Below are 14,017 nucleotides of genomic sequence, written 5' to 3' on the forward strand. Positions count from 1 at the left end.
CCTGCCCCGCCATGGAACACGCAATGGAGGCCTTGTGAGTACCCCCTATCCGTTCACCGCCCTCGTCGGCCAGGACGACCTGCGGCTCGCCCTGCTGCTCAACGCCGTGTCGCCCGCCGTCGGCGGTGTCCTCGTACGCGGTGAGAAGGGCACCGCCAAGTCCACCGCGGTGCGTGCCCTTTCGGCGCTGCTCCCGCAGGTGCCCGTCGTCGCCGGCTGCCGGTTCTCCTGTGACCCGGCCGCCCCCGACCCGGCCTGCCCCGACGGCCCGCACGAGGCGGGCGGGGCCTCCGTGCGGAACGCGCGGATGGTCGAGCTGCCCGTCGGCGCCTCCGAGGACCGCCTGGTCGGTGCGCTGGACATCGAGCGCGCGCTCGCCGAGGGCGTCAAGGCCTTCGAGCCCGGCCTGCTCGCCGACGCCCACCGCGGCATCCTCTACGTCGACGAAGTGAACCTGCTGCACGACCACTTGGTGGACCTGCTGCTCGACGCCGCCGCCATGGGCGCCTCGTACGTCGAGCGCGAGGGCGTCTCCGTACGCCATGCCGCGCGGTTCCTGCTCGTGGGCACCATGAACCCCGAAGAGGGCGAACTGCGCCCGCAGTTGCTCGACCGGTTCGGGCTCACCGTCGAGGTCGCCGCGTCGCGCGAGACCGACCAGCGGGTGGAGGTCGTGCGGCGGCGGCTCGCGTACGACGACGACGCGGAGGGGTTCGCCGCGCGCTGGCACGACGAGGAGGCCGCGCTGCGCGCCCGGATCGTCGCGGCCCGCGCGCTGCTGCCCCATGTACGGCTCGGCGACGGCGCGTTGCGGCAGATCGCCGCCACCTGCGCGGCCTTCGAGGTCGACGGGATGCGGGCCGACATCGTGATGGCGCGTACGGCGACGGCGCTCGCCGCCTGGGCGGGCCGCGAGGACGTGCTCGCGGAGGACGTGCGGCAGGCCGCGCTCCTCGCGCTGCCGCACCGGCGCCGGCGCAACCCCTTCGACGCGCCGGGGCTCGACGAGGACAAGCTCGACGACACCCTGGAGCAGTCCGCCGACGGTGACCAGGGCGACGACGACCCGGACCCCGACGGCCCCGGCGGTGGCGGCAAGCCCCCGGAGAGCGGGCCCGACACGCCCGGCTCCCCGGAGTCGCAGCCGGAGTCACAGCAGGAGTCGCAGAGCGATGCGGGCCAGGAGGACGAGGCGTCCCCCGCCCAGGCGCCGGCCGCCGGCGGCGGTGAGCAGCAGCCCGTGCGGGCCGCGGAGCCGTTCCGCACCAAGATGCTGAGCGTGCCCGGCCTGGGCGAGGGTGCCGCGGGGCGGCGCTCACGGGCGCGGACCGAGCACGGGCGGACCACCGGGGCCCGGCGACCCCGGGGTGCGCTCACCAAGCTGCACCTGGCGGCCACCGTGCAGGCGGCGGCCCCGCATCAGCGGGCGCGCGGGCGCTCCGGGCGGGGGCTCGTCGTACGGCGTGACGATCTGCGGCAGGCGGCGCGGGAGGGGCGTGAGGGCAACCTCGTGCTGTTCGTCGTGGACGCCTCCGGTTCCATGGCCGCGCGGCAGCGGATGAGCGCCGTGAAGGGCGCGGTGCTCTCGCTGCTGCTCGACGCCTATCAGCGCCGGGACAAGGTCGGGCTCGTCACCTTCCGGGGGACCGACGCCGAGGTGGCGCTGCCGCCCACGTCGTCCGTCGACGCGGCTGCCGCCCGCCTGGAGATGCTGCCCACGGGCGGGCGTACGCCGGTCGCTGCCGGGCTGCTGAAGGCGCACGAGGTGCTGCGGGTGGAGCGGCTGCGCGATCCGGCGCGGCGTCCGCTGGTGGTGGTCGTGACGGACGGCAGGGCCACGGGTGGCGTGGAGCCGGTGGCCCAGGCGGGGCGCGCGGCGCGGCTCTTCGGGGCCGCGGGGATCGCCTCGGTGGTCGTGGACTGCGAGTCGGGGCCCGTGCGGCTCGGGCTCGCGGGGCAGCTCGCGGGTGAGCTCGGCGGGACCGCCGTGACGCTCGACGAACTGCGGGCGGAGTCCATCGCGGGCCTCGTCAAGGACGTACAGGGAACTCGTATGAGGAGCGTGGCCTGATGCCGCAGGGGCAGCCGAGCGTGGTACCGGACGACGGGCTCACCACGCGTCAGCGGCGCAACCGACCGCTGGTGATCGTGCACACCGGGATCGGCAAGGGAAAGTCCACCGCCGCCTTCGGGCTCGCGCTGCGGGCCTGGAATCAGGGGTGGCCCATCGGGGTCTTCCAGTTCGTGAAGTCGGCGAAGTGGAAGGTCGGCGAGGAGAACGCCCTCAAGGTCCTCGGGGCCTCCGGCGAGGGTGGTTCCGTCAACTGGAACAAGATGGGCGAGGGCTGGTCGTGGATCCAGCGCGCGCCGGCCGAGGGCGAGCAGAGCAACGAGGAGAAGGCCCGCGAGGGCTGGGAGCAGGTCAAGCGTGACCTCGCCGCCGAGACGTACCAGCTGTACGTCCTCGACGAGTTCGCCTACCCCCTGCACTGGGGGTGGATCGACACGGACGAGGTCATCGAGACGCTCCGGGCACGCCCCGGGAACCAGCACGTGATCATCACCGGGCGCAACGCTCCGGAGGCCCTGCTCGCATACGCCGATCTCGTCACCGACATGTCCAAGGTCAAGCATCCGATGGACGCCGGGCAGAAGGGCCAGAGGGGCATCGAGTGGTAGCTCGGCTTGTGGTGGCCGCGCCGTCCTCCGGGAGCGGGAAGACGACCGTCGCCACGGGGCTGATGGCCGCGTTCGCCGCGGCCGGGCTCGCCGTGTCCCCGCACAAGGTGGGGCCCGACTACATCGACCCCGGGTATCACGCGCTGGCCACGGGCCGCCCCGGACGGAACCTCGACGCCTATATGTGCGGGCCTGATTCGGTCGCGCCCATGTTCGCCCACGGGGCGCGTGGATGCGATCTCGCCGTGGTCGAAGGCGTCATGGGCCTGTACGACGGTGCCTCCGGGCAGGGCGAACTCGCCTCCACCGCGCAGGTGTCGAAGCTGCTGCGGGCGCCGATCGTGCTTGTCGTCGATGCCTCCTCGCAGTCGCGGTCCGTCGCCGCGCTCGTGCATGGGTTCGCCTCGTGGGATCCGGAGGTGCGGATCGGGGGCGTGATCCTCAACAAGGTGGGGTCGGCGCGGCATGAGGCGTTGCTGCGGGAGGCTCTCGACGAGTCGGGGGTGCCGGTCCTCGGGGCGCTGGCCCGGGTGGCGGAGGTGGGGACTCCCTCCCGGCATCTTGGGCTCGTTCCTGTCGCCGAGCGGCGGGACGACGCCGTCGCGTCGGTGGCGGCGTCGGCCGCGCGGGTGCGGGAAGGGTGTGACCTGGAGGCGATTCTCGCGCTGGCGCGCAGTGCGCCCGCGCTGGGCGGTGACGCGTGGGATCCGGCTGCTGTGGTCGCCCCGGACCCCGCTCCTCAAGCACCCCCGTGGCCGAACAGTCGCCCCCTGGTCGCCGTCGCCGGTGGGGCCGCCTTCTCGTTCTCCTACACGGAGCATGCCGAGCTGCTCAGCGCCGCCGGGGCCGATGTCGTCACCTTTGATCCGTTGCGGGACGAGCAGCTTCCGGACGGCACCGCAGGTCTCGTCATCGGTGGCGGGTTCCCCGAGGTGTACGCGCCGGAGCTCTCCGCCAACGAACCGTTGCGGAAAGCCGTCGCCGCGCTGGCGCTGAGCGGTGCGCCCGTGGCCGCCGAATGTGCCGGACTGCTGTACTTGACGCGGGAGTTGGACGGGAAGCCGATGTGCGGGGTGCTCGACGCGCACGCGCGGATGTCCGGGCGGCTCACGCTCGGGTACCGCGACGCCGTGGCCGTGTCCGACAGTTCGCTGGCCGTCGCCGGGACCCGGATGCGCGGGCACGAGTTCCACCGCACCGTCGTCGAACCGGGCGCCGGGGCGGTCGCCGCCTGGGGGATGCACACTCCTGAGCGGCGCCTCGAAGGCTTCGTACAGCAAGGTGTGCACGCGAGTTACCTGCACACGCACTGGGCCGCCGAACCCGGTATCGCCCGTCGGTTCGTAGAGAGGTGCAGAGGATGGGCAGCAGCCTGAGCAGCAAGCTGGTCGGTGTCGGGGTCGGCCCCGGAGACCCCGAGCTCGTCACCGTCAAGGGCGTCAACGCGCTGCGTGCCGCCGCTCTCGTCGTCGTCCCCGTCATGGCCGCGCCCGACGGGACGGACGGCGGCGAGCGCGGGCGCGCCGAGTCGACCGTGCTGCACTACGTCCCCGAGGACAAGGTCGTACGCGTCGTGTTCGCGCTCAACGAGCGCAGCGACCGGCAGCGCCGCGAGGCCGCCTGGGACGCCGCCGGTCAGCGGGTCGCGGCGCTGCTGCGGGAGCACGGCTCGGTGGCGTTCGCGACGATCGGCGACCCCAACGTGTACTCGACGTTCACCTATCTCGCGCAGACCATCGCGGAGCTCGTGCCCGGCGTCGAGGTGGAGACCGTGCCCGGCATCACCGCCATGCAGGACCTCGCCGCGCGCAGCGGCGCCGTCCTCACCGAGGGCACCGAGCCGCTGACGCTGGTGCCGGTGACCGCGGGCGCAGCCGTGCTCAAGGACGCGCTCGCCGGGCCCGGCACGGTCGTCGCCTACAAGTTCGGCCGGCTCGCCCATGAGGTGGCCGCCGCGCTGCGGGAGACCGGGCGGACCGAGGACGCCGTGTGGGGTTCCGCGCTCGGGCTTCCCGAGGAGTCCATCCAGGGCGCCGCCGAGCTGGGTGACGCACCCCTGCCCTACCTGTCCACCCTCATCGCTCCCGCACGGCGCGAGAGCGGCCGGGGCGGGAAACTGTGACACCCGCGGCCGCCTCACTCCGCGATGCCCACCACCAGCCAGATGAACGCCGCCCCCGCCACCGTGCACAGCAGCGTCGAGCGGGCCGGGTGCTCGTGATGGGCCTCAGGCAGGATCTCCGCGGCGGCCAGGTAGAGCAGCGCTCCGCCGAAGAACCCCAGATATCCGCCGAGCAGTTGCTCCGGGATGGTGAACAGGAGCGTCGAGGCGGCGCCCAGCACGGGGGCCACCGCGTCCGCGAAGAGCATCGCGAGGGCCTTGCGGCGCGCGTTCCCGTACAGGCTGGTGATCGTGTACGTGTTGAAGCCGTCCGCGAAGTCATGGGCGACGACCGCCAGGGCCACCGCCGCCCCCATGCCACCGCCCACCTGGAACGCGGCGCCGATCGCGATGCCGTCCATCGCGCTGTGCCCGACCATCGCGCCGGCCGCCGTGAGGCCCACCTGAGGGACCCGGCCGTCGTGCTCGTCCGCCCCGTGCGCGGCGTGCCGGCCCGCGAGGAGGCGCTCCACCAGGTGCGCGGCGAGGAAGCCCGCGACGAACAGGAGCAGCGCCGCCGGTACGCCGAAGACCGGGGTGCCCGAGGCCTCCAGCGCCTCCGGCAGCAGGTCGAGGCCGACCACGCCGAGCATCAGACCGCCCGCGAGCCCCAGGACGAGGTGGCGCCGGTCAGTGACCCGCTGGGCCGTCCAGCCGCCCACCAGGGTCATCACGAAAGCGCCGAGCGCCACGAACACCGCCATGCGCCCTTGCTAGCCGATCGACCCCCCGCCCCGCACATCCGGCGCGGGGCGACACCCATTGTTTTTCTGTTTCGTACGAGAGGAAGCCACCCATGGCCGACGCCGAAGCCACCACCGGCAAGGTGACCTTTGTCGGGGCAGGGCCCGGCGCCGCCGACCTGCTCACCTTCCGGGCCGCCCGCGCCATCGCGGAGGCCGATGTCGTCATCTGGGCGGCGAGCCTCGTACAGGCCGAAGTTCTCGAACACGCGCGTGAAGGCGCAGAGATCCTCGACTCGGCGACGATGTCCCTCGAAGAGGTGGTGTCCGTCTACGAGCGGGCCGCCGCCGAGGGGCTGAAGGTCGCCCGCATCCACTCCGGTGACCCGGCCCTGTGGGGTGGCACGCAGGAGCAGGTCGACCGGTGCGCCGGCATCGGCGTGCAGACCGAGATCGTGCCCGGCGTCTCGTCGTTCTCGGCGGTCGCGGCGATCGCGCAGCGCGAGCTGACGATCCCCGAGGTCGCGCAGTCCGTGATCCTCACCCGGCTCGGCGGCGGCAAGACGCCGATGCCGCCCGGCGAGGAGGTGCGGGAGTTCGCGCGGCACGGCACGACCATGGCGCTGTTCCTCTCGACGGCGCGCAGCGGCCAGCTGGTGCGGGAGCTCCTGGAGGGCGGCTACCCGACGACCACGCCCGTCGTCATCGCGTACCAGGTGACGTGGCCCGAGGAGCTCGTGCTGCACTGCACCATCGAGACGCTCGAGGAGACGGTCAAGGAGCACAAGCTCTGGAAGCACACCCTCTTCCTGGTGGGCCCCGCCCTCGCCGCGCACGGCACCCGCTCGCACCTGTACCACCCGGGCCACTTCCACGGCTTCCGCAAGGCCGACCCGCAGGCGCGGGCCGCGCTACGCGCCGAGAAAGCCACCTCATGATCACCGTCGTCGGTACGGGCACGGGGGCGCCGCTCGACGCGGCGGCCCTGGACGCCGTGCGCACCGCGGGGCTCGTGGTGGGCGCCCGGCGGCACATCGACGCCGCGCAGGTGCCGCCGGGGACGGCCCGGGTGGTGCTGGGGCCGCTCGCCCCCGCGCTCGATGCCATCGAGGAGCAGCTGGTCAAGGCGGAGGGGGCGGCGGGCGGTGGTGTCGTCGTGCTCGCCTCAGGGGACCCGGGGTTCTTCGGGATCGTGCGGGCGCTCGCCGAGCGGTTCGGGTCCGCCGCCCTCGACGTCCGGCCCGGCGTCTCGTCCGTCGCCACCGCCTTCGCACGCGTCGGGCTCCCGTGGAACGACGCGGTGGTGGTGAGCGCGCACGGACGCGACCCGCGCACCGCCGTGAACGCCTGCCGCGCGCACCCCAAGGTGGCCGTCCTGACGGGCCCCGGCAGTGGCCCCGCCGAGCTCGGCGCCGAGCTGACGCGCCGCGCCGACACCCGCACCCTCGTCGTCGCGTCCCGCCTGGGCGACCCGGAGCGCGAGCACATCGAGCGGGTCACCCCGGCCGAGGCCGCGGGCCGCGACTGGGGCTCCGCGGTGAGCGTCGTGCTGTGCCTGGACGAGGAGCGGGCCCTCGCGCCCGTACGCACCGTCGCGGGCCCCCGCCTCTCCCCCACCCGATGGGCCCTGGACGAGGACGAGTTCACGCACCGCGACTCGATGATCACGAAGTTCGAGGTGCGGGCGCTCGCCCTGGCGCGGCTCGGGCCGCGCACCGGTGACCTCGTGTGGGACATCGGCGCCGGTTCGGGCTCGGTCGCCGTGGAGTGCGCGCGGTTCGGCGCGGCCGTCGTCGCCGTGGAGAAGACCGCCGACGGAGTCGAGCGAGTACGGGCCAACGCCGCCGCGCACGGTGTCGACGTACGCGCGGTGCACGGGGCGGCGCCCACCGTCCTGTCGGATCTCTCGGACCCGGACGCCGTGTTCATCGGGGGCGGCGGCCGTGAGCTGCCCGCCATAGTGACCGCGTGCGCGCGGCGGGCGCGGCGGACCGTCGTGGTCGCCATGGCGGCGATCGACCGGGTGCCGGCGGTCCGGGCCGCGCTGAGCGGCGCCGGGTACGACTGCGACGGCGTGCTGCTGCAGTCGTCGCGGCTCGCGCCGCTGCCTGGTGAGGTCTCGCGGCTCGCCGCGACCAACCCGGTCTTCCTGGTGTGGGGCACGCGCCCCTCATCTTCGTTGCCTGACGCCTTGTCTGATTCCTTGTCTGAAGGAGAAGTTCAGTGATCGGCCTGATCTCCGCCACGTCGGCGGGCGGCGCGGCACGCGACCGCGTCGTCGCGGCATGGCCCTCGCGGACGCGGGTGTACGAGGGTCCCGTGCGGGAGGCCTTCGAGCTGGCCTTCTCGGAGTGCGACCAGGTGGTGTGCTTCCTCGCCACCGGCGTGGTGGTGCGCCTTGCCGCACCGCTGCTGCGGGGCAAGGACGTCGACCCGGGTGTCGTCTGCGTCGACGAGGCGGGGCGTTTCGCCGTCGCCCTGCTCGGCGGACACGAGGGAGGCGCGAACTCCCTCGCCCACGAGGTGGCGGACGTCCTGGGGGCCACGCCGGTCGTGACGACAGCGACCGATGCCGTGGACATGCCGGGGCTCGACACGCTCGGCCTGCCCGTCGAGGGGGATGTCGCCGGGGTCTCCCGCGCGGTCCTCGACGGCGAACCGGTCGCTCTGGACGCGGAGTTCACCCATCCACTGCCGCCGCTGCCGTCCAACGTCACGCCACAGCCGGGCAGGCCGGGCGGGCCGGTCATCCGGGTGACGGACCGGGCGCTCGAACTCGGCCCCGGTGAGGTCGTGTTGCGGCCGCCGTCCCTCACCGTGGGCGTGGGAGCCAGCAAGGGCGCGCCCGCCGACGAGGTCTTCGGGCTCATCGAGGACACCTTGCGCGACGCGGGGCTCTCCCCCGCGTCCGTCGCCGCGCTCGCGACCGTCGACGCGAAGGCCGGGGAGCCCGGCATCGTCGAGGCGGCGGCGCGACTCGGGGTGCCGGTCGTGACGTACGCGGCGGACGAGCTGGCCTCTGTCGACGTCCCGAACCCCTCCGACGCGCCGCTCGCCGCCGTCGGTACGCCCTCGGTGGCGGAGGCAGCCGCCCTGCGCGGCGGCGGTCAACTCCTCGTCCCCAAGCGGAAGTCGACGCCCGATGGCCGTGCACCCATGGCGACCTGCGCGATCGTGCGCCGCGCGCCCCGCGGGCGGCTGGCCGTGGTCGGGCTCGGCCCCGGCGCACGCGATCTGCTCACGCCGCGCGCCCGCGAGGAGCTGCGCAGGGCCTCGGTCCTGGTCGGCCTCGACCAGTACGTCGACCAGATCCGCGACCTGCTCAGGCCCGGCACGAAGCTCGTCGAGTCAGGGCTCGGCGCCGAGGAGGAGCGGGCCCGTACCGCTGTCGCCGAGGCCCAGAAGGGGCAGGCGGTCGCGCTGATCGGCTCCGGTGACGCGGGCGTGTACGCGATGGCGTCGCCCGCGCTCGCCGAGGCGAGCGACGACATCGACGTCATCGGCGTACCCGGCGTGACGGCCGCGCTCGCCGCTGCGGCGATCCTGGGCGCGCCGCTGGGCCACGACCACGTGTCCATCAGCCTGTCCGACCTGCACACCCCGTGGGAGGTCATCGAGCGCCGGGTGCGCGCGGCGGCCGAGGCGGACATCATCGTCACCTTCTACAACCCGCGCAGCCGGGGCCGCGACTGGCAGCTCCCGAAGGCCCTGTCGATCCTCGCCGAGCACCGTGAGCCCACGACGCCCGTGGGTGTCGTGCGCAACGCGTCCCGCCCGGACGAGTCGGCGCGCCTGAGCACGATCGGCGGACTCGACCCGGCGGTCGTCGACATGATGACGGTCGTGACCGTCGGCAACACCGCGACCCGCGAGATCGCGGGCCGCATGGTGACCCCGCGCGGCTACCGCTGGCAGCAGGCCGACGAGTCGGAGGTGGGCAAGTGACCCGCGTCGTCCACCCCGTCGAGCAGGGTCGTCCCGGCGGCTGCGGGCCCCGTCCCGGCGGCCACGGGCCCGTCCGGACACCCACGAAACAACCGAAGCAATCAAGGAGTCCCCGTGACCACCCCGCCCGCACTGCTCATCGCCGGACACGGCACCCGGGACGACGCCGGGGCGGCCGCCTTCCGGGACTTCGTGCAGGAGCTCGCCCGCCGCAACCCCGAACTTCCGGTCGCCGGCGGCTTCATCGAACTGTCCCCGCCGCCGCTGGGCGACGCGGTGGCGGACCTCGTGGACCGCGGCGTCAAACGTTTCGCGGCGGTTCCGCTGATGCTGGTGTCCGCCGGGCACGCCAAAGGTGACATCCCCGCGGCGCTCACCCGCGAGAAGGAGCGCCACCCCGGCATCTCGTACACCTACGGCCGCCCGCTCGGCCCGCACCCCTCGCTCCTGAAGGTCCTCGACCGCCGCCTGGACGAGGCGCTCGGCGGCTCGGCCCGCACGCCCGAGGACCGCGCGGACGTCATGGTGCTGCTCGTGGGCCGCGGTTCGACCGACCCGGACGCCAACGCGGAGGTGTACAAGGCTGCCCGGCTGCTGTGGGAGGGGCGCGGTTACGCGGGCGTGGAGACGGCGTTCGTGTCGCTCGCGGCGCCGGACGTGCCGTCGGGCCTCGACCGCTGTGTGCGTCTTGGCGCGAAACGGATCGTGGTCCTGCCCTACTTCCTGTTCACCGGCATCCTGCCGGACCGGGTCCGCCAGCAGACGGAAGGCTGGGCGGCGGCGCACCCCGACACCGAGGTCCTCCCGGCGAACGTGATCGGCCCCGAGGAGGAGCTGCTCGACCTCGTCATGGAGCGCTACCGGGAGGCGGTCAAGGGCGACCTGCGGATGAACTGCGACTCGTGCGTCTACCGCATCGCCCTGCCCGGCTTCGAGGACAAGGTCGGAGCCCCGCAGCAGCCGCACTTCCACCCGGACGACGACGGGGACCACGGACACGGACATGGACATGGGCACGGTCATGGGCACAGCCACCACCACGGTTCGCATGCGCACTCACACTGAGGGCCGCACTCCCCCTGAGGGCACGTACGAGGGCGGGCCTGACCTGCGGCATCACGGGGATGCCGAGGTCCGGGGCACCGCCGGCCTCACCGACCTCGCGGTGAACGTCCGCGCGGACACCCCTCCCGCCTGGCTGAAGCGGCACATCGCCGCCTCGCTGGACGGCCTCGCCGCCTATCCGGACGGCCGGGCGGCGCGGGACGCGGTGGCCGAGCGGCACGGCGTGACGCCGGACCGGGTGCTGCTCACGTCGGGCGCGGCGGAGGCGTTCGTGCTCCTCGCCCGCGCGCTGAAGGTGCGCAGGCCGGTCGTGGTGCACCCGCAGTTCACCGAGCCGGAGGCGGCGCTGCGGGACGCGGGGCATGAGGTGGGGCGGGTGCTGCTCCGGGAGGAGGACGGTTTCCGTCTCGCCGGGGCGAGGGTCCCCGAGGACGCCGACCTGGTCGTGATCGGCAACCCGACGAACCCGACGTCGGTCCTCCACCCGGCCGCCTCGATCACCGAACTCGCCCGGCCTGGGCGGGTGTTGGTGGTGGACGAAGCGTTCATGGACGCGGTGCCGGAGGAGCGGGAGGCGCTGGCGGGCCGCACGGATGTGCCCGGCCTCGTCGTCCTGCGAAGCCTCACCAAGACGTGGGGGCTTGCGGGGCTGCGGATCGGTTACGTCCTCGCCGACCCGGAGACGATCACCGCGTTGTCGCGGGCGCAGCCTCTGTGGCCGGTGTCTTCGCCCGCCCTCGCGGCGGCGGAGGTGTGCGTGGCTCCTGCGGCGCTTGCCGAGGCTTCGGAGGCGGCGGTGCGGGTGGCCGACGACCGGGACCATCTCCTGCGCGGGCTGCGGGAGTTCGCCCCCTTCGGGGTGCGAGCCGTCGAGCCTGCGGAGGGGCCCTTCGTACTGGTCCGGGTTCCTGGGGCCGCGGTGCTGCGGGGGCGGTTGCGGGAGCGGGGGTTTGCGTTGCGGCGGGGGGATACGTTTCCCGGGCTGGGGGCTGAGTGGCTTCGGGTGGCGGTGCGGGATCGGGGGACTTCGGATCGGCTTTTGGGGGCGGTGCGGGGGTTGTTGGGGGGTTGATTTTCCCCAATCCCACCCCTTCCCGAAAACTCGCTCGGCGCGAGGGCCTTGGTGGCCGCCATCACCGGCTTCGCCGAGTTCGTCCTCAAACGCCGGACGGGCTGAGAGATTTCGGCCGGGCTGGAATCTCTCAGCCCGGCCGGCGTTTGAGGCCATCTTCTCGGGGGTCCAGGGGGCGGAGCCCCATGGTTTCGGGAAGGGGCGGGATTGGGGAAAGCCCCGCAGGGCCGCCCTTACCTCAGCCCCTACGCCCCCGGCGAGTCATCGCCACTGCCCCGCCCCCCACGGCGAGAAGCAAGGCCCCGCCCGCCACCAGGTACGGCGTGGACGAGTTCCCCCCGGTCTCCGCGAGGCCGGCCTCGGCCGGCTTCTCCGCGACCGGCTTCTCTCCCGTACCCCCCTGCGGCTTCACGGGAGCCGAAGGCTCAGGCTTGGCGGCGGCAGCGGGCGGCGCCTCGCAGGACGCCCCCGCCAGCGTCACCTTCCCCTCCACCTCCGCCACATTCAGCTTCAGGGGATTCACGGACACCGTCAGCTCCAGCGCGGACGCCGCAGCCGTACGCGACGTCGTATGCGTCTTGGACAGGTCGAGCCGCACCTCGCCGACCCCCGGCACCTTCACCTGGGTCGTGCCCCCGGCCGACAGCGTGACCTTCTTGCCGAGCACCGTCACGCCGCCCAGCACATTCGACTCGGCGACCGGCCGCTTGCCCGCGACGCAGACCGCCTTGGACGTCACTTGGTCGACCTCGATCAGGGAAAGCAGCGGCAGGCCCGGCACATGCACCTTCGCCCGCGCGATGTTGCTGTACCCCTCCGCCCTGCCCTTGTCCGCGGTCGCCTTCGCGGTGGCCACGTCGGCGCGCAGCACGCTGAACGGCTGCCCGCCGTTGACCCCGTCCAGCGTGGCGGTGAGCGCGGTCTTGTCGGCGCCGGCCGGCGCCTGCACTTCGTTGAGCGAGACCTTGAGCGGGACGTTCAGGGTCTTGTTGAGCAGGGACACGTCGAGCCCGGTGCGCAGCACGACGGCGTTCGCGCGCCCCTTGTCGCCGCCCGTCGCCGCGGCGGGTCCCGCGGTGGCGAGCGCCGCGGGACCCGCGACGAGCACCGTGGCGGTGGCGATCACGCCGAGGCGACGTGCGGGCAGGCGGAAGGCGTTGCTGTTCAAGGTGGTGGAACCCCCACAAGAGTTACGGAGTCGCCGGTGGCCTCGCGCTTCGCTGGATGGGGACATCGCATGAGCACGACACCGGCAACATCGACAGGGGGAATCTTTACGCACTGAGAGTGAATAGCCAGCGACGAAGCGTGAGTTCACTCCAAAGGGAGGTTTCCGCCCCTGCTTTCGAATCTTGCGGCACGGGCGTTCCCCCGAGTCACCCGGGCAACTCCCTGGCTCGAACACGTCGGTTGACGCCGACGCCGTGGCCGAATGATGCCCAACGAACCGAGGACCTCGTACGTAACGCTCCGTCAATATGAGTCCTATGGGACAGACGAGGCACGACCATGACGATCACTGGTCCGCGCAAGGCGAGTACACGGTGCGGTTCGAGTGGGGGCCGGAGGGTGCTCGGCGGCTCATGGCGGGCGGGGACGTGGCCTGCCTGGTCGTGGTCGACGTGCTGTCGTTCACGACGGCGGTGTCGGTCGCCGTGGAGGCGGGGACGAGGGTGTTCCCGTACGCGTGGAGGGACGAGAGCGCCGTCGCCTTCGCACGCGAGCGGGACGCGGCGCTGGCGGTCGGACGGCGCGGGGTGACCGAAGGGTCCCCGTGGTCCCTCTCCCCCGCCGCACTGCGCCGGGCCCCCTTCACGCCCCGCCTCGTGCTGCCCTCGCCCAACGGTTCGGCGATCGCCGCGGCGGCGGGCGCGTCCGGGGTGGTGGTCGCGGGGTGCCTCAGGAACGCGGCGGCCGTGGGGAGTTGGCTGGCCGGGCAGGGGTACGGTCAGCCCGCTCGGCCGGTCGCCGTCGTGGCCGCCGGTGAGCGGTGGGGCGACGGGAGCCTGCGACCCGCCTTGGAGGATCTGCTGGGGGCGGGGGCGCTCGTCTCCGCGATCCAGGGGGCGGATCTCTCACCGGAGGCCTCGGTGGCGGCCGCCGCGTACACGTCGTGCGGAGACGTCGCCTCGGCCGTCGCCGACTGCGCGTCGGGGCGGGAGCTACGGGGTCAAGGCTTCGCGGAGGATGTGGCGGTGGCCGTGGAGGTGGGAGCTTCGGAGGGGGTGCCGGTGCTGGTGGACGGGGCGTTTTTCTCCCCCACCCCGCCCCTTCCCGAAACTGGGGCTCCGCCCCAGACCCCGCTCCTCAAACTCCCCCAGACTCCGTCCGGGGGGACCCCCAGGGGCTGAAACGATCAGCCCCTCCGGCGATCGAAGACGAACTCGACGAAGCCGAAACGATCGGGAGGGT

The 14,017-nt window shown here is 73.4% G+C and carries 12 protein-coding genes; 10 read left to right on the forward strand and 2 right to left on the reverse strand.

The features are described from left to right. Positions 1-34: 34 nt before the first annotated feature. The 4 genes from AB0M70_RS36410 to cobI are packed head-to-tail and all read left to right on the forward strand — an operon-like array spanning position 35 to position 4,801. Positions 35-2,071 carry a putative cobaltochelatase gene (locus AB0M70_RS36410; RefSeq protein WP_365827107.1) on the forward strand — a complete coding sequence of 679 codons (2,037 nt, stop codon included), beginning with the start codon at positions 35-37 and terminating at the stop codon, positions 2,069-2,071. Further along, complete coding sequence (cobO, locus tag AB0M70_RS36415) at positions 2,071-2,679, forward strand: cob(I)yrinic acid a,c-diamide adenosyltransferase (RefSeq protein ID WP_365827109.1); 609 nt, start codon at positions 2,071-2,073, stop codon at positions 2,677-2,679. Before AB0M70_RS36410 ends, cobO begins: the two co-directional genes overlap by 1 nt. Further along, entirely contained in the window at positions 2,673-4,055 is a 1,383-nt protein-coding gene (locus AB0M70_RS36420) for a cobyrinate a,c-diamide synthase (protein WP_365827111.1), read from the forward strand. The genes cobO and AB0M70_RS36420 overlap by 7 nt, the downstream gene beginning before the upstream one ends. Beyond that, a complete protein-coding gene (cobI, locus tag AB0M70_RS36425) occupies positions 4,040-4,801 on the forward strand; it encodes a precorrin-2 C(20)-methyltransferase (protein WP_365827113.1) in 762 nt (253 codons plus the stop codon). Before AB0M70_RS36420 ends, cobI begins: the two co-directional genes overlap by 16 nt. 14 nt (positions 4,802-4,815) lie before the next feature. On the opposite strand, the gene AB0M70_RS36430 is transcribed toward cobI, so the two are convergent. Then, positions 4,816-5,544: a ZIP family metal transporter gene (locus tag AB0M70_RS36430; RefSeq protein ID WP_365827115.1), complete on the reverse strand. Its 729-nt coding sequence runs from the start codon at positions 5,542-5,544 to the stop codon at positions 4,816-4,818. Between the two features lie 92 nt (positions 5,545-5,636). Here AB0M70_RS36430 and cobM point away from each other — a divergent pair, with 92 nt between their 5' ends. From cobM to cobC, 5 genes are all read left to right on the forward strand, one after another. Further along, positions 5,637-6,461: a precorrin-4 C(11)-methyltransferase gene (gene cobM, locus AB0M70_RS36435; protein ID WP_365827117.1), complete on the forward strand. Its 825-nt coding sequence runs from the start codon at positions 5,637-5,639 to the stop codon at positions 6,459-6,461. Further along, a complete protein-coding gene (gene cbiE, locus AB0M70_RS36440; RefSeq protein WP_365827119.1) occupies positions 6,458-7,750 on the forward strand; it encodes a precorrin-6y C5,15-methyltransferase (decarboxylating) subunit CbiE in 1,293 nt (430 codons plus the stop codon). Before cobM ends, cbiE begins: the two co-directional genes overlap by 4 nt. Continuing rightward, the gene (gene cobJ / locus AB0M70_RS36445) at positions 7,747-9,468 is read left to right on the forward strand and encodes a precorrin-3B C(17)-methyltransferase (RefSeq protein WP_365827121.1); all 1,722 of its coding nucleotides are present in this window, start codon (positions 7,747-7,749) and stop codon (positions 9,466-9,468) included. Before cbiE ends, cobJ begins: the two co-directional genes overlap by 4 nt. Positions 9,469-9,582: 114 nt before the next feature. Continuing rightward, positions 9,583-10,533 (forward strand): sirohydrochlorin chelatase, encoded by a 951-nt coding sequence (locus AB0M70_RS36450; RefSeq protein ID WP_365827123.1) that lies wholly within the window; start codon positions 9,583-9,585, stop codon positions 10,531-10,533. Then, a complete protein-coding gene (gene cobC, locus AB0M70_RS36455) occupies positions 10,517-11,605 on the forward strand; it encodes an Rv2231c family pyridoxal phosphate-dependent protein CobC (protein WP_365827125.1) in 1,089 nt (362 codons plus the stop codon). Before AB0M70_RS36450 ends, cobC begins: the two co-directional genes overlap by 17 nt. 238 nt (positions 11,606-11,843) lie before the next feature. Here the strand turns inward: cobC and AB0M70_RS36460 are convergent, their stop codons facing one another. Next, positions 11,844-12,773 carry an SCO1860 family LAETG-anchored protein gene (locus tag AB0M70_RS36460; protein WP_365827127.1) on the reverse strand — a complete coding sequence of 310 codons (930 nt, stop codon included), beginning with the start codon at positions 12,771-12,773 and terminating at the stop codon, positions 11,844-11,846. Positions 12,774-13,092: 319 nt separating this feature from the next. On the opposite strand from AB0M70_RS36460, the gene AB0M70_RS36465 reads away from it, so the two are divergent. Then, positions 13,093-13,956 carry a 2-phosphosulfolactate phosphatase gene (locus tag AB0M70_RS36465; protein WP_365827129.1) on the forward strand — a complete coding sequence of 288 codons (864 nt, stop codon included), beginning with the start codon at positions 13,093-13,095 and terminating at the stop codon, positions 13,954-13,956. The last annotated feature ends 61 nt before the right edge of the window (positions 13,957-14,017 follow it).

The sequence above is a fragment of the Streptomyces sp. NPDC051214 genome, assembly GCF_040682375.1.
In the GTDB taxonomy this organism is placed as follows: Bacteria; Actinomycetota; Actinomycetes; order Streptomycetales; family Streptomycetaceae; genus Streptomyces.

Coding starts and splice junctions, on each gene's coding strand:
- AB0M70_RS36430 (WP_365827115.1), bottom strand. CDS start 5,544: ATGGCGGTGTTCGTGGCGCTCGGCGCTTTCGTGATGACCCTGGTGGGC.
- cbiE (WP_365827119.1), top strand. CDS start 6,458: ATGATCACCGTCGTCGGTACGGGCACGGGGGCGCCGCTCGACGCGGCG.
- cobM (WP_365827117.1), top strand. CDS start 5,637: ATGGCCGACGCCGAAGCCACCACCGGCAAGGTGACCTTTGTCGGGGCA.
- cobC (WP_365827125.1), top strand. CDS start 10,517: ATGCGCACTCACACTGAGGGCCGCACTCCCCCTGAGGGCACGTACGAG.
- cobI (WP_365827113.1), top strand. CDS start 4,040: ATGGGCAGCAGCCTGAGCAGCAAGCTGGTCGGTGTCGGGGTCGGCCCC.
- AB0M70_RS36465 (WP_365827129.1), top strand. CDS start 13,093: ATGGGACAGACGAGGCACGACCATGACGATCACTGGTCCGCGCAAGGC.
- cobO (WP_365827109.1), top strand. CDS start 2,071: ATGCCGCAGGGGCAGCCGAGCGTGGTACCGGACGACGGGCTCACCACG.